The following is a 22,147-nucleotide window of genomic DNA, read 5'->3' on the forward strand; positions in this document are numbered from 1 at the left end:
GGCCCGCGGTTCCCCTTTTGCGTTCTCGCCCGGTTCAGTGGGTAAGAGGCGACCAGACCGGTCTGGTCGCCTTGCCACTTTCAATCATCTGGGAACCACCATGTCGCGTCGCCATCCGTCCCCCCGTCCCATCTCCCGGGGCCATTCCGCCAGCTCTCACGCTCCAGCCAGCGCCGTGCGCCCCATTGCGCTTGCCGTGCACCTGACTTTCTCCGCGGCCGTGCTCGGCGCGGCGCTGTGGACTCCCATGGCCCAGGCCCAGCAGGCCGAGCAGGCCCGGCAATACAACATTCCCGCGGGCTCGCTCAATGCCGTGCTCAACCGCTTTGCCGAAGAGGCCGGCGTGCTGCTGGGCGCATCGGGCAGCCTGACCAGCGGCAAGAGCAGCGCGGGCCTGAACGGCAACTATGGCGTGACGGCAGGTTTTGCCGCGGTGCTCGCCAGGACCGGGCTCGAAGCTTTCCGGCAGAACGACGGCAGCTACGGCCTGCGCACCGCCTATGAAGTGACGGCCGAGCCCGCCAGCGCGGTGTCGCTGCAGACCGTCACGGTGTCGGGCAAGGCGCCGGGATCGACCACCGAAGGCACGGGCTCGTACACCACCTTCTCGACCAGCAGCTCGACACGGCTGAACCTGACGCCGCAGGAGACGCCCCAGCCCATCACCGTGATCACGCGCCAGCGCATGGACGACCAGGGACTGGTCAGCCTCAATGACGTGCTTGAAGCCACATCTGGCGTGACCATCAAGCCGTTCAATGTCGGCGCCGACGGTCCGCAGATCTGGGCGCGCGGCGCGAGCATCACCAACTTCCAGGTTGATGGCATTCCGAGCGCGAGCTTGATGAGCAATTACCTGCAAAGCACCGTGATTTACGACCGCGTCGAAGTCGTCAAGGGGGCGACCGGCATGATGAGCGGCCTGGGCACGCCTGCGGCGACGATCAACATGATTCGCAAGCGTCCGACCATGGAGCCGCAAGCGACGGTCAGCGCCGAAGCCGGCAACTGGTCGCGCCATGGCGCAGGGCTGGATATGTCGCGTGCGCTGAACGAAGACGGTTCGGTGCGCGGCCGCCTGGTCGCAGACTACAAACGCCAGGGCGCGTGGACCGACAACTACGCCCAGGACTATGCGGTGCTGTACGGCATCGGCGAGATCGATCTCGGCCCGCGCACGCTGCTGACTGCAGGCCTGAGCCATATCCAGCGCAATACCAATGCGCAGATACGGACCTTTCCCGTCGTCTATACCAATGGTCAGTCGACCGGCGCGCGGCTGTCGGATGGCGCGCCACCCGATTGGGCCTATTACGACCATCAGATGGACAGCGCCTTCGGCGCGATCGAACACCGCTTCGACTCGGGGTGGAACGCCAAGGCCGAACTGACCCACGGACGCTACCGGTACGACAGCGTGATGGCCACGCTGGGCGGCGTGGTGAACCAGGCCACGGGCAGCGGCGCCTATGCGCTGATGCCCAGGTACAACGCGGCCACCGAGCAGACCAGCCTCGATGCCTATGTCACCGGACCGTTCTCGCTGTTCGGACGCCAGCATGAGCTGATCGCCGGCCTCACGCTGTCGCGCCTGACGCAGGACAGCCCGAGCTACCCCACGGTGCGGCAGAACATCACCAATATCTTCAACTGGGCCCATGAAGTTCCGCAGCCCAGCTTCACGCAGAGCGGCAGCACGGCGCTCAAGGAATACCAGTACGGTGCCTATCTGAGTTCCCGGCTGCAATTGAGCGACAACGTGAACCTGCTGCTTGGCGGCCGCGTCACGGATTGGCAGCGTGACCGCCGTGCCGTGACCCACGCAACCAATACCACCACGGATACGCATGACAAGGAAAACAGCGTGCTGATTCCGTACGCCGGTCTGGTCTACGCACTCAACGACAACTACTCCCTGTATGCGAGCTACACCAAGATCTTCCGCCCGCAGGACTCGGGCACGCTGATGTACACGACGGGCGGACAGATGGACCCCGAGGAAGGTTCGAGCTACGAAGCGGGCCTCAAGGCCAGCTTCCAGGATGGCGCGCTGACTTCCAGCCTGTCGCTGTTCCGTACCCAGCAGAAGAATCTGGCGGTCTGGAACGCCGCGCTCTTCAGCTATGTCGCCGAGACCCATGCCGCGACCGAAGGCATAGAGCTCGAAGTCAACGGCCGGCTGGCGCCCGGCTGGCAGTTGAGCGCAGGCTACAACTACAGCGAAACCCGTGACCAGAATGACAGTCGCATCCTGCCGCGCATTCCGCGCAACACCTTCAAGCTGTTCACCAGCTATCGGTTGCCGGGCGATTGGAACAAACTCACGCTGGGCGCAGGCGTGCACTGGGAAAGCAAGACTGGCGACCCGCTGACGACCTATACCCAGAGCAGCCATGCGCAGGCCAACCTCATGGCGCGCTACGAAGTGAGCCCGCAACTCGCGATCACCGCGCATCTCAACAACGCCTTCGACAAGCGCTATGCGATGGCCATCGCGAGCAATATCGCGATCTACGGCCCGCCGCGCAACTTCATGGTGTCGGCGAAATACCGTTTCTAGGTGATAGGACAGCCGCCAGCTTGGCCGCAGCGGCGTGAATCACACGCCTGCCTGGCCAAGCTCTGGCGGCAATGCCCAGGACCGTCGCTGTTGATACGCGCGCCGCGCATCCCGCTTCCTCAGAACTTGTAGTTCAGCGTCAGCATCGCATTGCGCGGTGTGACGTAGTAGATCTGGCTGCCCGCGAAGTCGTAGTAGGTCTTGTCGAACAGGTTGTTGATGTTCAGCTGGGCCGTCAGCTGCGGCGTGAACGCGTAGCTGGCCATCAGGCTGGCGACCAGCACCGAACCCTGGTCGCGGCGCGCGGCCACGCCGGTGGAGGTGGTGGCCGTGGCGTAGGAGCCGCTTTGCCACTGCGCGCCGCCGCCCAGGGTCAGCTGGCTCCACGCGCCCGGCAGGCGATAGGAGGTAAACGACTGCAGCTGATTGTTGGGGCGCCGGGTTTGCAGCCGGCGGCCGCTCGCATCGGTTGCAATGGTGTGCGAGAAGCCGGCCGAGACGCTCCAGCCCGTGGCGATCTCGCCTGCGATCTGGGCTTCAAAGCCCTTGCTGCTCACGCCCTTGGCGCCGCGGTAGGCGCTGGTCGTACCGCCGGGCACGAGGTTGTCGCCATCGCGCACCGCGACGTTGTCCTGCGCGATGCGGAATACTGCCAGCGACGCGTCGAGCTTGCCGTCCGCGAAACTGCCCTTGATGCCCGCCTCGTAGCTCTTGCCCTTGACCGGGTCCAGCAGCCCCCCGCCCACGTCGCGGTAGTTCTGCGGCTGGAAGATGTCGGTGTAGCTGGCGTAGGCCGAGTAGCGCGGGCTCAGCGTGTAGACCAGGCCCGCATAGGGCGTGAACTGGTCATGCTTGCGTTCGGCCCCGGTCATGTCGGTGGTGCGCCAATGGTTCTGGCGTCCGCCGACGATGAGCTTCATGTCGTCAGACAGGTGGAAACGGGCTGCGGCGTACAGTCCCTGCTGGGTGGTCCTGTCGTCGCCTAGATGGCGCAACGCGCCCCAGGTGGGCTCGGCATAGGAGCCGTTCCATTCGAAGAGATTGCCGATGGGGGCCACGTTGGAGTAGGCGTAGTTGCCGTAGACGTAGCGCGAGCGGTTGCTGGTCAGCCCGACGACGGCTTCATGGGTGCGCCCCAGCAATTCGAACGGCCCGGTGGCCTGCAGGCTGGCGCTGTTCTGTTCGAACGTCTGCTCCGAGCGGTTCGGGTAGGCGCCCACGCCCAGGCCCGTGTTGCGGTCGGGGAACTGCAGCAAATAAAGCAGCTTGGACTGGTAATCGCTCTCGTTGCGGCTCAGGTTGGCTTTGAGCGCCCAGCCGTTGTCGAATTGATGCTCCAGCGCCGCATAGGCCGTATTGCTGGTGGTGTTCCAGTAGGCCCAGTCGGTGCCAATGCTGAACGAGCGATTCCAGTGGCTTGCCGAACCGTCGGTAAACACCATGGGCAGGCCGCCCCAGGTCGTGCCTGTGGGGCGCTTGGCCTGGTGCTCTATGCCCAGGCGCAGGTTGGTGCGAGGCGTGAGGTCGGCCTCGACCGTTGCCAGCAGCGCTTCATTCTTCGTGTGATAGCGGTCCAGATGGGAATCGCGCTCCTCGCGCATGCCGACCACGCGGGCGCGAATGCGGCCGTCATCGGTGAGCGGCGCCGACAGGTCGACCGTGGCGCGCCGGCGGTCCCAGGAGCCCAGGCCTGCGGAGATGGTGCCGGAGAACTCCTTGCTGCTGGCCCGCTTGCGCACCAGGTTCAACGACGCCCCGGGGTTGCCTGCGCCCGTCATCAGGCCGGTGGCGCCGCGCACGACTTCGATGCGGTCGTAGAGCACCGGGTCGAACATCGAGGCGCCGAAGAAGTCGGTGGTGTTGGCCGTGGGCACGCCGTCGTATTGGTAGTTGTCGATGTAGAAGCCGCGCGAATACAGATCGGTGCGGTCGCTGTCCGAGCTGCTGGCGCGTATGCCCGTGATGTTCTTGACCGCTTCGCCCAGGGTGGTGAGGTTCTGGTCTTCAATCTGGCGGCGCGTCAGCACGCTGACCGACTGCGGCGTCTCGCGCGGCGCGAGCGCCAGGCCGGTCGCCGCGGCCGTGCTGCGCGTGGTGTAGCTGTTGCTGCCTTCGGTCGTGCCGTTGCGCTCGGCTTCGGCCGTGACCCTGACTTCGGCCAGCGAGGCCGCGCCCGCGGCGCCCGACGTGACCACCGGCGTGGCCCGCAGCGCATACACGCCGCCATTGCCGCCGATCACTTCCAGTCCCGAGCCGGCAAGCAGGCGCGCAAAACCTTCGCTCACGCTGTAGGCGCCCTGCAGGCCCCTGGTGATCTTGCCCTGCACCAGCGCGGGCGGCATGGTGATGCTCACCCCGGCGCGCGCCGCGAAGTCCGCGAGCGCGTCGTCCAGCGGGCCTACCGCGATGCGGTAGTCCTGGCGGGCATCCGCCTGGGCCAGCACCGTGCTGTTCGGCGCCGACTGCGCATGGGCGCCAGCGGCGCCGCCGTAGGCCATGGCCAGCAGTGCGCCGTGCACGGCCAGGGTCAGGGCAGGGCGCGACGGGCGGCGCAGCGGGTGGGTGGATGAATGCAACGAAGCCATGGAATGCCTTCCCTCTCAAGGTGTGTGAATGTCGGTCTCTACAGGCTTCACACGCCAAAAAGAAAAAAGGGACAGGGACAGCGAAAAATAGTCATCCGCCCGGCGCGACCAGCGTCACCCAGTAGCGCGTGCGGTACAGCACGTCCACCGGCAGCGCCTTGGGCAGACTGTCGAGCACGGGCGTGGTGTCGCCCAGTTGGAAGGCGCCCGAAATGCGCAGGTCGGCCACGGCGGGATCGCAGCGCAGGATGCCCGGGCGGTAGCGCCCCAGTTCGGCGGCAAAGTCCTGCAGGCGCATGTCGCGCACGCGCAGGATGCCGCGCGTCCAGCTGTCGGCGTCGGGGTTGGCCGCCTGCGCGGGACTGGCCTGCGTGGCGTTCATGCGCGCCTGCTGGCCGGCCTGCAGCAGGGTCACCTGTGCCGTGGATTGCGCCGGCCGCAGTTCGACGGCGTGCTCCTGCACCGCCACCAGCGTGTGGTCGGAATCCTGGCGCACCGAGAAGCGCGTTCCCAGCGCCTGCACGCGGCCGTGCGCGGTGGCGACGACGAACGGCCGGGCCGCTGCCTGCCGGTCGGGTGCGGTCTGGATATGAATGGCGCCGGAGCGCAGGCGTATCAGGCGCATGGCGCCATCGAAATCGATATCCACGGCGCTTGCCGTGTCGAGGTGCAGTCGGCTGCCGTCGGCCAGCATTACTTCGCGGCGCTCGCCCGTGGCCGTGCGGAAATCGGCCTGGCCCGGGCGGTGCTGCCACGCCATCCAGCCCGCGGGAGCGCTCATCAGCAGCACGGCCATGGCCTTGGCGGCCGCGCGGCGGCGCACGGTCGCCGGGCGCGCCAGGACCGGCAAGGCCAGCGCGGGCGGCAGGCCGCCGAAAGTCTGGCCCACGCGCTGGGCACGCTGCCAGGCCGTGGCATGCGCGGGCTGGGCCGCGCACCACTGCGCCCAGCGCTGGCGGTCCTGCGCCGTGGCTTCGCCCGACTGCAGCAGAAAGAACCATTCGGCCGCCTGCAGGGCCACGGCCTCGTTCACCACGGCAGATGGCTCGGCACTCATGGCGTGAGCAGGATGCAGCGCGCCATGGCCTGGGCCATGTAGCGTTTGATGCTGCGCTCGCTGAGCCCCATGCGCCGGGCGATCTCGGCGTAGCCCAGGCCTTCGAGCTGGGCCAGTAGAAATGCCGTGCGCACGGGCTGGGGCAGGCCGTCGAGCATGGCGTCCACTTCGTGCAAGGTTTCCAGGATGATCGCCTGCTGCTCGGGCGATGGCGCCAGCGTTTCTGGCACCAGGCTCAAGGCTTCCAGATAGGCTTGCTCCAGCGATCGGCGCCGGTACAGATTGGCCATCAGCCGCTTGGCGATCAGCGTGAGATAGGCGCGCGGCTCACGCAACTGCCAGTCGTCCTTCTTCTCGGGCGTGGAGTCGGGCGCATCGAGCAGGCGCATGAAGGTGTCCTGCGCCAGGTCGGCCGCGTCGAAGGTATTGCCCAGCTTGCCGCGCAGCCAGCCATGCAGCCAGCGATGGTGGTCTGTGTAGAGGGCAGTGATTCCGGGGTGCGATGCGCTCGGGGCGGAAGACATGATGGACGGATACCGGCGTGACGGAAAGACAGCTTGCTTGATACGAAACAAGAATGATTATCATTTGATTGTATCGTTCGCGCGCTCTCTTTGGCTTGCGTCGTTCAGGGCGCCGGCCCGCGGGATCACAGCCCCAGGGCCCCAGCGGCGCTCTTTACGCTCGCTGCCGCAGATAGTCCGAGAGCAGCAGCGTCACGTCCAGTCCGGCTTTTGTCGTCCATTCGACACTCATTTTCTCGCCCAGCTTCGCCAGGTCGCGTCTGAGCTCGAAACTGGGCTGCTCGAATGCCACGTTGTGGCTTGCCAGTTCCTTGCGCGATTGAATGTCTGCGGCCTCGGCCAATTTCCAGCCATCGTTTTCGGCCTTGATTGCCAGGGCTGCAAGCGATTTCTTCGCCTTGGGGCTCAGCCGGGCGAAAGTCTTGCTTCCCATGCACAGCATGTTCTTGGGAATCCAGCTGTTGAGATCGTAAAGAAAACGCATATTGCTCCACGACTTCGAGTCCACGGCGGTGACCGTTGAAGTGAACATGCAGTCGAATTGCTTGTCGCGCACGGCATCTGTCAATGCGGTGGCCGATATGGACAGGGGCTTGGCACGGCTCAGTTCCGCAAACCTGGCGCTGGTCCTGTTATTGGCGCGCAAACGCAGGCCAGAAAAATCGGCGAGACGGTTGATTCGGTTGGCAGACAACAGCAGCTGTGCGGGCCAGGGCACGGCGTACAGAACGCGCAATCCCTGTTCCTCCATGGCTTTTTCTATGCCCGGGCGCGAGATTTTCCACATCAGGCGTGCGTCCGCATAATTTCTCACCAGAAATGGCAAGGCGTCGAAATTGAGCAGCGGATATTTCTCGGCATAGGCCGACATGAACACTTCGCCCATTTCGATTTCGCCGGCCTGCAGCGCGGGAAGAATCCTGTCCATGGGCTGCAGCGATGAATTGGAGTAGACCTTGACCGAGAACTCGGCATTCGTTTCGGCTTCCCAGGCCTTGACGAACGCGTGCAGATTGCGGGTATGGAATACATCGTCCGAGAATGCGGTGGCACAACGCATCAGTTGCGCCCCCACGGCTGGCAAGCTGGCCATGCCCGCCGAAGCGCAGGCCATTTCCATGAAATTGCGGCGGCTGAGCGGGTTTCTGGGATGCATGTCAGCCTCTGGCATTTAAAGCGGGCCCGCATGCAGCCAATGAGACACGACGTTTTTGCCGAAGAAAGAGTGCATGCATGATGGCCTTAGGAAACCAGTGGGCGAAGTACGCGAAATGGCCGCATTGATATGAAGAGGCTTGTGCGCATTCAAGCGCAACGTTGGCCTGACCCCTTCTGATGCGGTGGAGTGCCTATTGATCACCGTGCCCACCCCTGCGCTGTCAGCAGATCACTGCACCATTGCGCGCGGCAGGCGTTTCAGCATGAAGACTGATTGTTCAACAATCAATAGGTAATCACCCGGCATTCGAGACTTCCAGAAACGCAAGTTATGTGCCACGTTTTCCGCCCAAGCGTGGTGCGCTGGATTCCGCGCATGCGGTATCTGACGGCCTGCAGGACCCCGCCGACGACGGGAGCCCCAGCAAACTCTGGTCCCTGTCAAAAATCGCGCGGTCGATAAGGCGCCTGTTGCGCATCGTGGTCGCCCAATCCGCTGTTGAAATGGGCCACGGTCAAACCCCAGAGACCGCTGAAAAAATTTCTCGCCAGGATGTCCCGATTGACATAGCCTCCGGTCATTTTGTTGACCAGCGAATTCACGGCGTTGATTGCCAGCAGCGGCTGAAACGGAATTGACAGCAGGCCAGCGCCGACCTTGAGCAGATTGGTGATGACGGACATGAAGCGCTTCTCCCTGCGGTTTTTAGACGCGTTGAACGGACAATTCGCCGGCATGGGTCTCCATGGCCTGCAGCGTATCGGGATTGATGGCGGCTTGCACCAGCTGGACCCGCCAGTGCTCGAGTTGGTTGACGAAGGATTCCACGGCCTTTATGCCCTGCGCTGGCTCGAGATCGGCGAGCGCAATGCTGCGAAAGAAGATGATGCGCTCGAGTTGGTGATCAAAGCCGAAGTAGTTGCCATCGGTCAACAGACCGAACAAATGCACTTGCAGCGCGCGCGCGAGCATGCGCGCGCGTGATTCGGCCGGCCATTCACCGACGGACATGATCGGCGCAAAGAGCACGACTTTCTGATGGCTCTCCTCATGTTCGAAAGTGACTTCCAGAGTCTCGCTGAACACGATGGTGCAGCCACCGTCCTGGGCTGCGGCGCTGATATCCAGATGGGTCGCGGCGCCTATGGTTTTCAGGAAAGTTAAAAAGTCCATGAGTACTCTTTTCATGAGGATGGAGTTGGTGGACTGTTGGTAACGATGCCCGGGCCTAGGTTCCACGCACAAGCCGCTGCCGGGCGCGCAGAAAAGAAAACCCCCGCCAGTTTTCACTGGCGGGGGTTGCAGCAGTCCGAAATGATCGTTTTAGAACGGGATGTCGTCGTCCATGTCGTCAAAGCCCGAAGCCGCGCGCTGGGGTGCGGGCGCCATGGGGGCCTGGGCGGGAGGGGCCATGCGCTGGACAGGTGCCGGCGCGCGCGGTGCGGGTGCCGGTGCCGGGCGACGCGGCGCGGCTTCGTAGCCACCGCCGTTGTTGCCGGCATTGCCGCCATTGCTGTCACCGTAACCGCTGTCGTCGCCGTAGCCGCCGCCTTGCTGGCCGCCACCCATGCCCTGGCGGCTGCCCAGCATCTGCATTGTGTCGGCGCGGATTTCGGTCGCGTAGCGTTCCTGGCCCGTGGCCTGGTCGGTCCACTTGCGCGTGCGCAGCGAACCTTCGACATAGACCTGCGAGCCCTTGCGCAGGTACTGGCCGACGATTTCGGCGAGGCGGCCGTTGAACACCACGCGGTGCCATTCGGTCGCTTCCTTGTTTTCGCCGGTGTTCTTGTCGCGCCAGCGGTCGGTGGTGGCGATGGTCACGTTGGCCACCTGGTCACCGCTGGGGAAGGCGCGCATTTCGGGATCGCGGCCCAGATTGCCGACGATGATGACTTTGTTGACGGATGCCATGAATAACCTCGAGAAATGGATAGCGCGGGCCAGTAGATGGGGGGCCCGTGCCAGATGCTTGGATTGCGGAGTCGCCCCCGGAGACGCCGCAGACCGAGAGCATATCCGTTTGCCCAAGACTGCGGGCAAATCCGTGATCTCGGCAAGGGTGGGGGCTCAGTGGCCGCCGGTTTTACCCACGGGGCGCAGCGGCCAGGTCACCAGCAGCCAGATGGCGGTCAGCACGGCCGTGACGGCAAACAGGCCCGGCATGCCGGCCCATTTGGCGATCGCGCCGCCGAGTGCGCCGCCGGCGAACAGGCCCAGCGACTGCAGCGTGTTGTACGTGCCCAGCGCCGCGCCGCGCAGCGGCGTGGGCGCCATGCGCGAGACCAGGCTGGGCTGGCTGGCTTCGAGAATGTTGAAGCCGCAGAAGAACACCAGCATCAGCAGGCCCATGAGCCACATCGAAGGCGTGCTGCCGCTCGCGGCCACGGCGCCCAGGCCCACTTGCACGATCAGCACCAGCGCAATAGCGGTCAGCAGGGCCATGCGCAGCTTGCCCTTGCGTTCCAGCGAGAACATGCCGCCCATGGCGATGAACGACAGCAGCACGGCCGGCAGGTAGATCTGCCAGTGCGCGCCCTTGGGCAAGCCGGCCTGCAGCAGCAGCGCGGGCACGGCGACCCACATCGCCATCTGCACGGTGTGCAGCACGAACACGCCCAGGTTCAGGCGCAGCAGGTCGGGCTGGTGCAGCAGCTCGACCAGGCGGCCGCGCGGCGCGTCCTTGTGCTTGAGCGGCTCGGGCGGCACGACCCAGATCACCACGGCGACGCCGGCCAGCGCCAGCGCGAACGTCAAGGCGAACACGCCCGACAGCCCGGCCCAGGCGGCCAGCATGGGACCGGCAACCAGCGCCAGCGCGAACATCAGGCCGATGGAGCCGCCTATCATCGCCATCGCCTTGGTGCGCACGGCGTCGCGCGTCTGGTCGGCGAGCAGCGCGGTGACGGCCGCCGAGACCGCGCCCGCGCCTTGCAGGCCGCGGCCTATCATCAGGCCCGTCAGCGAATCGGCCAGCGCCGCGAGCAAACTGCCGGCGGCGAACACCAGCAGGCCGAACACGATCACGCGCTTGCGACCGAAGCGGTCCGAGGCCAGGCCCAGCGGCAGCTGGAACAGCGCCTGGGTCAGGCCGTACAGGCCCATGGCCAGTCCGACCATCGCCGGGTCGTCGCCGCCCGGGTATTTGCGCGCTTCGAGCGCGAAGACCGGCAGGACCAGAAACAGCCCGAGCATGCGCAGGGCGAAGATCAGCGCCAGGCTGCCGCTCGCCCGGCGCTCCAGCGGCGTCATGGTGGAGGCGTCCGGGGCGGGGGCGGGTGGGGCAGCCGAAAGGGTGGAGGTCGTTTGTGGCACGCGCAAAAATTGCAAGTGATTGAAAGAAGGCTGGCGCGACATGCAAGCAAAATTTCGCCTGCCTGCAGCGCAATAACAACCCCGATTGTCCGTGATCTGCAAGTCCGGCACTGTTCAGGGGCCAGGCTCACTATCATGCTAGGTTTCCCGCATGGAGCGCCCGCGCCCGTGAACGACCCCACTCATCCCTCTTCCGAGCAGGCTAGCGCCGCAGATTCCGGCCGCTATCTGGGCCACGCCCTGGCACAGTCGCGCATCAGCATTCGCGGAGCGCGCACGCACAACCTGAAGAATATCGACCTCGATATTCCGCGCAACCAGCTGGTGGTGATCACGGGCCTGTCGGGCTCGGGCAAGTCCAGCCTGGCGTTCGACACGCTCTATGCAGAAGGCCAGCGGCGCTATGTCGAAAGCCTGTCGGCCTATGCGCGCCAGTTCCTGGGCCGGCTCGACAAGCCCGATGTCGACCTGATCGAAGGCCTGTCGCCCGCGATCAGCATCGAGCAGAAGGCCACCAGCCACAACCCGCGCTCCACGGTGGGCACGGTCACCGAGATCAACGACTACCTGCGCCTGCTTTATGCACGCGCCGGCACGCCCTATTGCCCCGACCACCAGCTGCCGCTGCAGTCGCAGACCATCAGCCAGATGGTCGATGCGGCGCTGGCGCTGCCCGAAGACACCAAGCTGATGGTGCTGGGCCCGCTGGCGCGCGACAAGAAAGGCGAGTTCACCGAGCTGTTCGCGCAGCTGCAGGCCCAGGGCTATGTGCGCTTTCGCATCGACGGCAAGATTTACGAAGTCGAATCGCTGCCGCAGTTGCAGAAGAACGAGAAGCACTCCATCGATGTCGTCATCGACCGCCTCAAGGTGCGCCCCGACGCGATGCAGCGCCTGGCCGAAAGCTTCGAAGCCGCGCTGCGCGCGGGCGGCGGCGAGGCCGGCGGGCGCGTGGTCGCGCTCGAAATGGACACCGGCGTCGAGCACTGGTTCAGCGCCAAGTTCGCCTGCCCCATCTGCAGCTATTCGCTGCCCGAGCTAGAGCCACGGCTGTTCTCGTTCAATTCGCCCCAGGGCGCCTGCCCCACCTGCGACGGCCTGGGCCAGAGCGAGACCTTCGATCCCGAGCGCGTGGTCGCGTTTCCCACGCTGAGCCTGGCCAGCGGCGCCGTGAAGGGTTGGGACCGGCGCAATGCCTATTACTTCACCATGCTCGAAAGCGTGGCCGCGCATTACGGCGCCGACATCGAGGCGCCGTTCGAGGAGCTGCCCGAGCATGTGCGCCAGGCCGTGCTCTGGGGTTCGGGCGAGGAAGCCATTGGCTTTGCCTACTTCACCGACAGCGGCAAGAACAAGTCCCAGCCGCTGATCAAGCACCATCCGTTCGAAGGCATCATTCCCAACATCACGCGGCGCTACCGCGAGACCGATTCGAGCGTGGTGCGCGACGACCTCGCGCGGCTGCGCAGCACGCGCTGCTGCCCCGACTGCGAAGGCACGCGGCTGCGGCGCGAAGCGCGCTGGGTGCGCATTGGCGACGGCGAGCAGCAGCGCGCCATCTATGAAGTCAGCCGCGCGACGCTGTCCGAGGCCCATGCCTGGTTCGCCCAGCTCAAGCTGCAGGGCGCCAAGGCCGACATCGCCGACAAGGTGGTGCGCGAAATCACTTCGCGGCTGATGTTCCTCAACGACGTGGGCCTGAGCTACCTGAGCCTGGACCGCAGCGCCGAGACGCTGTCGGGCGGCGAAGCCCAGCGCATCCGCCTGGCGAGCCAGATCGGCAGCGGACTCACGGGCGTGATGTATGTGCTCGACGAACCCAGCATAGGCCTGCACCAGCGCGACAACGACCGGCTGATCGCCACGCTGCAGCACCTGCGCAACATCGGCAACAGCGTGATCGTCGTCGAGCACGACGAAGACATGATGCGCGCCGCCGACCAGATCATCGACATGGGCCCGGGCGCGGGCCTGCATGGCGGGCGCGTCATGGCGCAAGGCACGTTCGACCAGGTGCGCGCCAACCCCGACTCGCCCACGGGGCGCTATCTCGCGGGCACGCAGTCGATCGCCGTGCCCGCGCGGCGCACGCCCTGGCTGCCCGTGGTGAAGTCGGCCGAACCCGCTTCCGCGCCCGCCAAGTCGCGCTTTCCCGTCTCGGCCGCGGCGCTGCGCCGCGCCGAGCGCCAGGCCGAGCATGTCGCGCGCCAGGGTGCGCTGCAGGCGATCAGCGTGGTCGGCGCGCGCGGCCACAATCTGAAGAACGTCACGGTCGAATTTCCCGTGGGCCTGTTCACCTGCGTGACCGGCGTCTCGGGCTCGGGCAAGAGCACGCTGGTCAACGACACGCTGTACGCCGAAGTCGCGCGCCAGCTCTACCGCGCGAGCGAGGAGCCCGCGCCGCACGACGAAGTCGTGGGCATGGAGTATTTCGACAAGGTCATCAACGTCGACCAGTCGCCCATCGGCCGCACGCCGCGCAGCAATCCCGCGACCTATACGGGCCTGTTCACGCCGATTCGCGACCTGATGGCCGAGACCGCGACCGCCAAGGAGCGCGGCTACGGCCCGGGGCGCTTCAGCTTCAACGTCGCCGGCGGCCGCTGCGAGGCCTGCCAGGGCGACGGCGTGGTCAAGGTCGAAATGCACTTTCTGCCCGACGTCTACGTGCCCTGCGACATCTGCCACGGCGAGCGCTACAACCGCGAAACGCTCGAAGTGCTGTGGAAAGGCAAGAACGTCGCGCAGATCCTGCAGATGACGGTCGAGGACGCGCATGCGTTCTTCCAGGACGTTCCCAGCATCGCGCGCAAGCTGCAGACGCTGCTGGCCGTGGGCCTGTCGTACATCCGCCTGGGCCAGAGCGCGACCACGCTGTCGGGCGGCGAGGCGCAGCGCGTCAAGCTCGCCCAGGAGCTGAGCAAGCGCGACACCGGCCGCACGCTCTACATCCTCGACGAACCGACCACGGGCCTGCATTTCGCCGACATCGACCTGCTGCTCAAGGTGCTGCACCAGCTGCGCGATGCGGGCAACACCATCGTGGTGATCGAGCACAACCTCGATGTGATCAAGACCGCTGATTGGCTGATCGACATGGGCCCCGAAGGCGGCGCGGGCGGCGGCAACGTGGTCGCCACGGGCACGCCCGAACAGTTGGCCGCGCACGAAGGCAGCCATACGGGGCACTATCTGCGGCGGTATTTGGGGTAAGGGCAGCAATCCTTCGATCGGCGGTTGCAGGGAGGCCTGCCCCGCCTGTCACCCACCCGGCAGAGTTGACGTTCCGTGGACTTGTCCACATTTTTATCCACAGATTTCAACAAGGTCTCGCGAGGCCGGATGCAAAAAGGCCTCCCGCTTTTGGCTGGGAGACCTCTTCAACTATCAACCATGGCGCCGGAGCGAGGCTTGACAGCCTGCTACGTGCACGTTGGGATGAAAGTTATCCACATTTATATCCACAGATTCTTGCCAGCGCAAGCCGTGGCAAAAGGTGGATCAGAAACGGTGGATCACAGCAGCGCCGAGCGCGCAAAGCGCACGACCGTCACGCCCGCGCGCGCCTGACGTACAGAAGGCATGACCAGCACGCAGTCGTCGTAAGGCGTGACCACGGCTTCGCCGTCGTTGTCGCCGATCACGGTGCCGGCCTGCGCGAAGCGCTCCAGACCCGTGAACGGTGCGTTGAAGCGAAAGCCCTGGCTCTTGGCGACCACGGGGCCGGTCACGGTCAGCGCGAACTGTTCCGCCGCAGCCGGCAGGCGCCAGCCGGGCAGCAGGCGCTGGGCTTCAGCGTCATCGATGACTTCGGATGCGAGCAGAAAGCGCAGGCACTGGTCCTGGGCCACGGCACGGCTGGCCGGGTCGCCGTGGAAGCCGCATTCGACCAGCAGCGAGCGCGAGTCGCCGGCTTCTTCGTCCGACAGGCCGAAGCGGCCGTAGTCGCGCAGGCGCGTGCCGTCCTTGTGGCCCGCATCGACGACGATGTGCGCGGGTGCGCCCATCTGTTTGGCGAGCACCAGATTGCGTGGCTGCACGCCCGTGAGCAGCAGCGGCGCCGAAGGCTCGTGCATCGAGTGCAGGTCGAGCAGCCAGTCGGTCTGGCGCACGAACGGACGCAGCGCCGCGGCGCGACGGCGTTCGTTGGTGTCGCCGGCATCGATGCGCGCATCGCTCCACTGGCGGTTCAGGTCTTCATCGGTGAAGCGCGATGCATCGTGCGCGCTGGCATCGAAGCGATCGAACGCGTCGAGGTTGGCGAACACCAGCGTCAGCGTGCCTTGCAGCGGGCGCAGGCCGGCTTCGAGCAGTCCCTTGAGCGCCCAGGCGCCGCACAGCTCGTTGCCATGGACCAGAGCCGAGATCATCACCTGCCGGCCCGGCAGGCCGGAGTCGAAATGCCACACGCCTTCGGTGCCGGTGTTGCCCGCGCGCCAGGCGCTGATATCGGGCGCCGGCAGTTCAAATTGCAGTGCGCTCATCGCTCACTCTTCGATCTTGGCGAATTCGACAATCTTGGCGTACTTGGCGATTTCGGCGTCGATGAACTTGCGTGGATCAACCTTCTGGTCCATGACCGTCGAGCCCGAAGCTGCGAGCTTCTTGCGGAAGTCTGCGGAAGCCAGCGTGTCGGCCAAGGCCTTCTTGAGCTTGTCCTGGACGGGCTTGGGCAGGTTGGCAGGAGCCATCATCGCGAACCACGAACCGATGTCGACGTTCTTGAACGCCGCGTTTTCGGACAGGGCCGGGATATCGGGCGTGACTGCCGAGCGCTTGGCTTCGGTCGTACCCAGGGCAATCACCTTGCCCGACTGGATCTGGGGCAGGCCGCTGGACAGCACGAACACACCGTACTCGATGTTGTTGCCGACCAGATCGGTGGTCAGAGGTGCCACACCGCGGTAGGGGATGTGGGTGATCTTCAGGTTGCCCTGTTCCTGCACCATTTCACCAGCCAGGTGCAGCGCCGTGCCCACGCCCGAGCTGCCGTAGCTGAACTTGCCGGGGTTCTTGGAGACCGCGGCGATGAACTCGGCGGTGTTCTTCACGCCGGCCTTTTGCGAAGCGACCAGCACCATGGGCTGCGAAGCCACCAGGCCGATGGGGGTGAAGTCCTGGATCGAGTACTTCACGCTCTTGTTGATCAGGCGCGCGATCGCGATTTCGTTGTTCGCGCCGACCATGATGGTGTAGCCATCGGGAGCAGCCTTGGCAACTTTTTGCGCGCCGATGGCACCACCGGCACCACCCAGGTTCTCGATCACGACGGGCTGGCCCAGGCGCGCGGCGAGCTCGGTACCCACCAGACGGCCGATCAGGTCGGTGCTGCCGCCCGGTGGATAGCCGATGACCATGGTGATCGGCTTGCTGGGGTACGAAGCGTCGGCGAAGGCGGAACCGGCGGCCAGAAGGGCGATACCGCAGGCCAGGGCAGTGCGGCGCAGGATAGAAGTATTTTGCATGAGCTGATTCCTTATTGGGATAACCCTGATTGTCAAAAGACACAGGGTCTGATTTGGTGCCATAACGGCACGAGGCTGTGCCGTTGTGGCACGGCTTGTAACAATTATCGCTGAGTGACGCGGCGCCAGAATTCCTCGGCGGCAAAGGTCAGGCGGCGCTTGGGTCGGTACATGCGCACGTCGAAGCGCACTTCCATGTTGCGGCTGCCGGCCAGCGCCAGGCGCCTGGCCTTGCAATCCGCGTGCGCCATCGACCAGGGCAGCCAGGCCACGCCCAGGCCCTTGTGCACGTATTCGTACTGCGCGTCGGCCGAATCGCATTCGAGGATGCGTTGCAGCCGCGGCGCATCGGGGTTCTGCGACAGATGGTCTTCGACCAGCCGCCCCAGCGCCATGCGATGGGGATAGGCAAGGTAGGGCACGCTGCCAGGCGCGGCAAAGCTGTGCAGCGCCTGGCCCGCGGCGTTGGCGCGCGAGACCGGCACCAGCCGGTCGCTGGCGATGTGCACATGGATGAACTGGCGTGCGTCGAGCCGCACGGCGATCGCCGGGTGGTGGTAGATCAGCGAAAAATGGATTTCGTCCTGTTCCAGCATCGTCACGGTTTCGTGCAGCGTGCGCGTGTAGACCGTGAGCGGGCTGGTCTGCAGCAGCGGGCCCAGGCGCAGCAGCCAGTCGGCGACGATGGTGCGCGCCAGCGTGCGGCCCGTGGCCAGCGTGATGGACTGTGCCTGCAGGCCCGCAATCGTCTGCAGTTCTTCGTGCGACTGCGCGAGCGTGCGCGTCATCAGCCCGCAGGTTTCTAGAAAGGCCTCACCGGCTGGCGTGAGGCGCACCGGGCTGCTGCCCGGCGTGACCAGCGGCGTGCCGGTCCAGGCTTCAAGCGCGCGTATGCGCCGCCCGAACGCCGGGTGGGTCACGTGGCGCAGTTCGGCCGCGCGCGTGAAGCTGCGCTCCTGCGCCAGCATGATGAAGTCTTCCAGCCATTTGATTTGCATGGCCGGCCCCCCGGTCAGCCGCGCGCTTCGCGAGCGGCTTGCTGCAGGGTTTCGCGCGTGGCTTGTGCCTGGGCGCGCGCGGCCTGGGCGAAGTCGGCACCCGACGACGCGTACAGAATGGCGCGTGAAGAGTTGACGATGATGCTGCCGTGTTCGCGCAGTCCGGCCTTGACGGTGGCGACGGCGTCGCCGCCCTGGGCGCCCACGCCGGGAATCAGCAGCGGCAGCGTCGGCGCGATTTCGCGCACGCGCTCGATTTCATGCGGGCGCGTCGCGCCGACCACCAGGCCCAGCTGTCCGTTGAGGTTCCACGGGCCTTGCGCCAGCGCGGCCACATGCTCGAACACCTTGGGGTTGCCCGGCACATCGGCCAGCGTGCGCGCCTGCAGGTCGTCGCCGCCCGGGTTGGACGTGCGGCACAGCAGGAAGGCGCCCTTGCCTTCATATTTCAGATAGGGTGCGACCGAGTCGAAGCCCATGAACGGCGACAGGGTCACGGCGTCGGCGCCATAGCGCTCGAAGGCTTCCTTGGCGTACTGCTCGGCCGTGGAGCCGATGTCGCCGCGCTTGGCGTCGAGAATCACGGGCACATGGGGAGCGACGGCGCGCATGTGGGCCATCAGGCGTTCGAGCTGGTCTTCGGCGCGGTGGGCGGCGAAATAGGCGATCTGCGGCTTGAACGAGTTCACCAGGTCGGCGGTGGCATCGACGATGGCGGCGCAGAAGTCGAAGATCTTCGAGGCATCGCCTTGCATCGCGGCAGGAAAGCGGTTGGGTTCGGGATCGAGCCCCACGCACAGCATGGATTGGTTTTGCGAGCCGGCGTTGCGCAGCATGTCGAGGAAAGTCATGGGGCGGGATTTTAAGGCACGGCAAGAAAAAAGCCCCGGCGGGCCGGGGCTTAGGGCAGGGCGTTACATGGCAATCAGCCGTTCGCGCGTTTTTCCAGAATTTCGAATGCGGGCAAGGTCTTGCCTTCGAGCACTTCGAGGAAGGCGCCGCCGCCCGTCGAAATGTAGCCGACCTGGTCTTCGATGCCGTACTTGGCAATCGCGGCCAGCGTGTCGCCGCCGCCCGCAATGCTGAACGCCGACGACTCGGCGATCGCCTGGGCGATGGTGCGCGTGCCGTTTTCGAAGGCCGCGAATTCGAACACGCCCACGGGGCCGTTCCAGACGATGGTGCCCGCGGCCTTGAGCTGGGCCGCGAGACGGGCCGCGGTATCGGGGCCGATGTCGAGGATCAGGTCGTCATCGGCGACATCGGTCGCGGCCTTGATGGTCGCTGGCGCGTCGGCGGCGAAGGTCTTGGCGACCACCACGTCGGTGGGAATCGGCACCTGCGCGCCGCGCGCGGCCATGGCGTCGATCACCGCCTTGGCCTGGGCCACGAGGTCGGGTTCGGCCAGCGACTTGCCGATCTTCAGGCCCGCGGCCAGCATGAACGTGTTGGCGATGCCGCCGCCGACGATCAGCTGGTCGACCTTGTGCGCCAGCGCTTCGAGAATGGTCAGCTTGGTCGAGACCTTGGAGCCGGCGACGATGGCCACCAGCGGCTGGGCGGGCGCGGCCAGCGCTTTTTGCAGCGCGTCGATTTCCGCCGACAGCAGCGGGCCGGCGCAGGCCACGGGCGCGAACTGGGCGATGCCGTAGGTCGTGCCTTCGGCGCGGTGGGCCGTGCCGAACGCGTCGTTGACGAAAATATCGCACAGCGCGGCCAGCTTCTTCGCCAGCGCTTCCTGGTTCTTCTTCTCGCCGACGTTGACGCGGCAGTTTTCCAGCAGCACGACCTGGCCGGGCTGCACCTGCACGCCATCGACCCAGTCGGCGACCAGCGGCACGTCACGGCCCAGCAGCTCGGCCAGGCGCTTGGCCACGGGAGCGAGCGAGTCGGCGGGCTGGAACTGGCCTTCGGTGGGACGGCCCAGGTGGCTGGTGACCATCACTGCCGCACCGGCCTTGAGCGCCATTTCAATGCATGGCACCGAAGCACGCACGCGCGTGTCTTCGGTGATTTCACCGGCGTCGTTGAGCGGAACGTTCAGGTCGGCACGAATGAAAACGCGTTGGCCCTGGGCTTTGCCCTGGGCGCACAGGTCGGAGAAGCGAAGAATGTTCATGGCAGCGTATCGGCCTTGGAAGGAGGCGGTTTGGCGTTGGATTGATAAAGCGCCGCCATTGTAGGCGCCCCTTGCCGATAGGGCAGGCCGTTCATGCTTCGACAGGCTCAGCACGAACGGGAGAATCCGTTCGCCCTGAACCTGAGCTTGTCGAAGGATCGAAGGGCGTTTCAGGGCGCAGCGTGCGGTCTCGCACGGCCCGAATTACCAACCGAGTCCAATATGCAACGGCAAGTAAACCGCCATGCCCACGACGATGGTTCCCAGAATTCCGCGCCGCCAGAAATAGTAGGCCGTCGCCAGCACCACGGCCGGCAGGCGGGCGTCGAGCAGCGTCTGGATCAGCGCGCCCTGGGTGATGACCAGCTCGGGGGCGATCACCGCCGCGAGCGCGGCCAGCGGCGCGTACTTGAGGCCGCGCTTGAGCCAGTGCGGCATGGGCACTTCGCGCTCGGGGTACATGAAGAAGGCGCGCGTGAACAGCGTGATCGCGCCCAGGCCCAGGCAGTTCACGGCAAAAAGCCACCAGGAATCCATCATGGGCGTTCTTCCTCATCGAGCGGCAGCACGGGGTGGCGCTCGCCGCGCTGCGGGTCGGGCGCGCGCAGCGCGGCCGGGCCGGCGCGCCATTCGCGCAGCCGGCGTTCGGTGTTTTCCATCATCAGGCCCACGGCCACGGCGGCGGCGATCGCGGCCAGGATGTTGAGCTTGAGCGGCAGCGCAAAAGCGGCCACGGCCACGGCGGCGGCCACGCCGGTCGCGGCCCAGGTCGTGCGGTCGGTGAGCATGGAGTACAGCACGCCTATCAGCGCCAGCACGCCCGCGAAGCCCAGGCCCCAGGACAGCGGCACCAGGTCGGCGAAGAAGATGCCGGCCACCGAGAAGCTTTGCCAGACCATCCAGTTGGTCGACGCCGCGCCCCAGAAATACGCCACCTGTTCAGGGCTGCGCTGGCCGTCGGGATAGCGTTTGAGAAACGCGACAAAGATCACGTCGCCGCTGAAATAGCTGATCGCCAGCCGGTGGCGGCGCGCGAGGTGGGCGAAATAGCCGCGCCACATGCTGCTCAGGATCACGAAGCGCAGGTTCACGCAGATCGCGGTGAACCACACCACCCACAGCGGCGCGCCTGCGATCATCAGCGGCAGCACGGCCAGTTGGGCGCTGCCCGCGTAGACCACGAACGACATGAACAAGGCCATGGACACGGTCATGCCGCTCTTGACCATGGCCACGCCCGTGACCAGCGCCCAGGCGGCAATGCCCAGCGAGACGCCGCTCATGTCCTGCATGCCCTGGCGAAAGCCCGGCTCGCGCACGATGCCCAGCGCGCGGCGGGTCACGGCGTCGAGTTCGGAGCCGGATTCTGGAAGCTGGCTCATGGCGCGGCTTCGAGCAGCGCGCCCACGGGCAGCGCAAAGCCGTGCAGGAAGTCGCCCGCGGGCAGGCGTTTGCCGCCCGCGCGCTGCAGTTGGGTGAAGCGCAGCGCACCCTCGCCGCAGGCGATGACCACGCCCGCGGCATCGGCGGCGAGCACCGTGCCGGGAGCGGCGTCGGCGCTGCGCGGCTCGGGTCGGCCTTCCCAGAACTTGATGGTTTCGCCCTGCCACAGGCCCGCGGCGCCGGGAAACGGCGTGAACGCGCGCACGCGCCGGTCTATGGTCTCGGCCGGCAGGCGCCAGTCGATCCAGCTTTCGGCTTTCTCGATCTTGTGCGCATAGGTCACGCCTTCGGCGGGCTGGGGCGTGCGCGGCAGGCCGCCGCAGGCGCTCATTTCCAGCGCTTCGACGATCAGCCGGCCGCCCAGCACGGCCAGTTGGTCGTGCAGGCTGGCCGTGGTGTCGGTGGCGGTGATGGGCAGGCGTTCGATCAGGCACATGTCGCCGGTGTCCAGCCCCGCATCCATCTGCATGATGGTCACGCCGGTCTCGCTGTCGCCGGCTTCGATCGCGCGGTGGATGGGCGCGGCGCCGCGCCAGCGCGGCAGCAGGCTGGCATGGATGTTGAGACAGCCCTTGGCCGGGGTGTCGAGCACCCACTGCGGCAGGATCAGGCCGTAGGCGGCCACGACCATCACATCGGCCTGGGCGGCTTCGATGGCGGCGCGCGCCTGCGCGGCGTCCTCGGGGTATTTGCCGTCGAGCCGCAGGCTGCGCGGCTGGCTCACAGGAATGCCGTGCGCCAGCGCGCACTGCTTCACAGGCGAGGCCTGGAGCTTCATGCCGCGGCCCGCGGGCCGGTCGGGCTGGGTCAGCACCAGGGGAACGTTGAAGCCTGCGTCGAGCAGACGCTGCAAAGCCACGCTGGCGAATTCCGGCGTACCGGCAAAGATGACGTTCATGCAATCACAAGGGGGAAGGGTGCGGCC

At 66.0% G+C, this 22,147-nt stretch carries 19 protein-coding genes; 3 read left to right on the forward strand and 16 right to left on the reverse strand.

All coding sequences use genetic code 11. From position 1 onward, the window contains the following. The first annotated feature begins 196 nt into the window (after positions 1-196). Positions 197-2,560 (forward strand): TonB-dependent siderophore receptor, encoded by a 2,364-nt coding sequence (locus KHY18_RS05235; protein WP_213295104.1) that lies wholly within the window; start codon positions 197-199, stop codon positions 2,558-2,560. A 119-nt stretch (positions 2,561-2,679) separates the two neighbouring features. On the opposite strand, the gene KHY18_RS05240 is transcribed toward KHY18_RS05235, so the two are convergent. The 4 genes from KHY18_RS05240 to KHY18_RS05255 form a co-directional block, all read right to left on the reverse strand. Continuing rightward, entirely contained in the window at positions 2,680-5,145 is a 2,466-nt protein-coding gene (locus tag KHY18_RS05240; RefSeq protein WP_213295106.1) for a TonB-dependent siderophore receptor, read from the reverse strand. Positions 5,146-5,236: 91 nt separating this feature from the next. After that, positions 5,237-6,202 (reverse strand): FecR domain-containing protein, encoded by a 966-nt coding sequence (locus KHY18_RS05245; RefSeq protein WP_213295108.1) that lies wholly within the window; start codon positions 6,200-6,202, stop codon positions 5,237-5,239. After that, positions 6,199-6,726 (reverse strand): sigma-70 family RNA polymerase sigma factor, encoded by a 528-nt coding sequence (locus KHY18_RS05250; RefSeq protein WP_213295110.1) that lies wholly within the window; start codon positions 6,724-6,726, stop codon positions 6,199-6,201. Before KHY18_RS05250 ends, KHY18_RS05245 begins: the two co-directional genes overlap by 4 nt. A 154-nt stretch (positions 6,727-6,880) precedes the next feature. Beyond that, positions 6,881-7,786: a TRAP transporter substrate-binding protein gene (locus tag KHY18_RS05255; protein WP_249728931.1), complete on the reverse strand. Its 906-nt coding sequence runs from the start codon at positions 7,784-7,786 to the stop codon at positions 6,881-6,883. Here KHY18_RS05255 and KHY18_RS26985 point away from each other — a divergent pair. Next, the gene (locus KHY18_RS26985; RefSeq protein WP_249728938.1) at positions 7,683-7,901 is read left to right on the forward strand and encodes a hypothetical protein; all 219 of its coding nucleotides are present in this window, start codon (positions 7,683-7,685) and stop codon (positions 7,899-7,901) included. The genes KHY18_RS05255 and KHY18_RS26985 overlap by 104 nt on opposite strands. 424 nt (positions 7,902-8,325) lie before the next feature. On the opposite strand, the gene KHY18_RS05260 is transcribed toward KHY18_RS26985, so the two are convergent. The 4 genes from KHY18_RS05260 to KHY18_RS05275 all read right to left on the reverse strand — a co-directional run bounded on the left by KHY18_RS05260 (position 8,326) and on the right by KHY18_RS05275 (position 11,134). Further along, positions 8,326-8,568: a hypothetical protein gene (locus KHY18_RS05260; protein ID WP_213295114.1), complete on the reverse strand. Its 243-nt coding sequence runs from the start codon at positions 8,566-8,568 to the stop codon at positions 8,326-8,328. A 22-nt stretch (positions 8,569-8,590) separates the two neighbouring features. Next, positions 8,591-9,058 carry a type III secretion system chaperone gene (locus KHY18_RS05265; RefSeq protein WP_213295115.1) on the reverse strand — a complete coding sequence of 156 codons (468 nt, stop codon included), beginning with the start codon at positions 9,056-9,058 and terminating at the stop codon, positions 8,591-8,593. A 150-nt stretch (positions 9,059-9,208) separates the two neighbouring features. Next, positions 9,209-9,796 carry a single-stranded DNA-binding protein gene (gene ssb / locus KHY18_RS05270; protein ID WP_213295118.1) on the reverse strand — a complete coding sequence of 196 codons (588 nt, stop codon included), beginning with the start codon at positions 9,794-9,796 and terminating at the stop codon, positions 9,209-9,211. Positions 9,797-9,952: 156 nt separating this feature from the next. Next, positions 9,953-11,134, reverse strand: a complete 1,182-nt coding sequence (locus KHY18_RS05275) for an MFS transporter (RefSeq protein WP_213295121.1) — start codon at positions 11,132-11,134, stop codon at positions 9,953-9,955. 198 nt (positions 11,135-11,332) lie between these two features. On the opposite strand from KHY18_RS05275, the gene uvrA reads away from it, so the two are divergent. Further along, on the forward strand, positions 11,333-14,410 hold the full coding sequence (uvrA, locus tag KHY18_RS05280; RefSeq protein ID WP_213295124.1) for an excinuclease ABC subunit UvrA: 3,078 nt from the start codon (positions 11,333-11,335) through the stop codon (positions 14,408-14,410). Positions 14,411-14,712: 302 nt separating this feature from the next. Here the strand turns inward: uvrA and KHY18_RS05285 are convergent, their stop codons facing one another. The 8 genes from KHY18_RS05285 to fmt form a co-directional block, all read right to left on the reverse strand. Beyond that, a complete protein-coding gene (locus KHY18_RS05285; RefSeq protein WP_213295127.1) occupies positions 14,713-15,681 on the reverse strand; it encodes a M14 family metallopeptidase in 969 nt (322 codons plus the stop codon). A gap of 3 nt (positions 15,682-15,684) precedes the next feature. After that, positions 15,685-16,662, reverse strand: coding sequence for a Bug family tripartite tricarboxylate transporter substrate binding protein (locus KHY18_RS05290; RefSeq protein ID WP_213295129.1), 978 nt, complete (start codon positions 16,660-16,662; stop codon positions 15,685-15,687). Positions 16,663-16,766: 104 nt separating this feature from the next. Then, positions 16,767-17,660, reverse strand: a complete 894-nt coding sequence (locus KHY18_RS05295; RefSeq protein ID WP_213295131.1) for a LysR family transcriptional regulator — start codon at positions 17,658-17,660, stop codon at positions 16,767-16,769. Positions 17,661-17,674: 14 nt separating this feature from the next. Then, positions 17,675-18,511 carry an orotidine-5'-phosphate decarboxylase gene (pyrF, locus tag KHY18_RS05300; protein WP_213295134.1) on the reverse strand — a complete coding sequence of 279 codons (837 nt, stop codon included), beginning with the start codon at positions 18,509-18,511 and terminating at the stop codon, positions 17,675-17,677. 74 nt (positions 18,512-18,585) lie between these two features. After that, on the reverse strand, positions 18,586-19,779 hold the full coding sequence (locus tag KHY18_RS05305) for a phosphoglycerate kinase (RefSeq protein ID WP_213295138.1): 1,194 nt from the start codon (positions 19,777-19,779) through the stop codon (positions 18,586-18,588). Between the two features lie 204 nt (positions 19,780-19,983). Beyond that, positions 19,984-20,319, reverse strand: coding sequence for an AzlD domain-containing protein (locus KHY18_RS05310; RefSeq protein ID WP_213295141.1), 336 nt, complete (start codon positions 20,317-20,319; stop codon positions 19,984-19,986). Continuing rightward, complete coding sequence (locus KHY18_RS05315; RefSeq protein WP_213295144.1) at positions 20,316-21,161, reverse strand: AzlC family ABC transporter permease; 846 nt, start codon at positions 21,159-21,161, stop codon at positions 20,316-20,318. Before KHY18_RS05315 ends, KHY18_RS05310 begins: the two co-directional genes overlap by 4 nt. Beyond that, a complete protein-coding gene (gene fmt, locus KHY18_RS05320) occupies positions 21,158-22,120 on the reverse strand; it encodes a methionyl-tRNA formyltransferase (protein WP_213295148.1) in 963 nt (320 codons plus the stop codon). The genes KHY18_RS05315 and fmt overlap by 4 nt, the downstream gene beginning before the upstream one ends. Positions 22,121-22,147 lie beyond the last annotated feature (27 nt).

Source organism: Acidovorax sp. CCYZU-2555, from assembly GCF_018413525.1.
Classification (GTDB): Bacteria; Pseudomonadota; Gammaproteobacteria; order Burkholderiales; family Burkholderiaceae_C; genus Comamonas.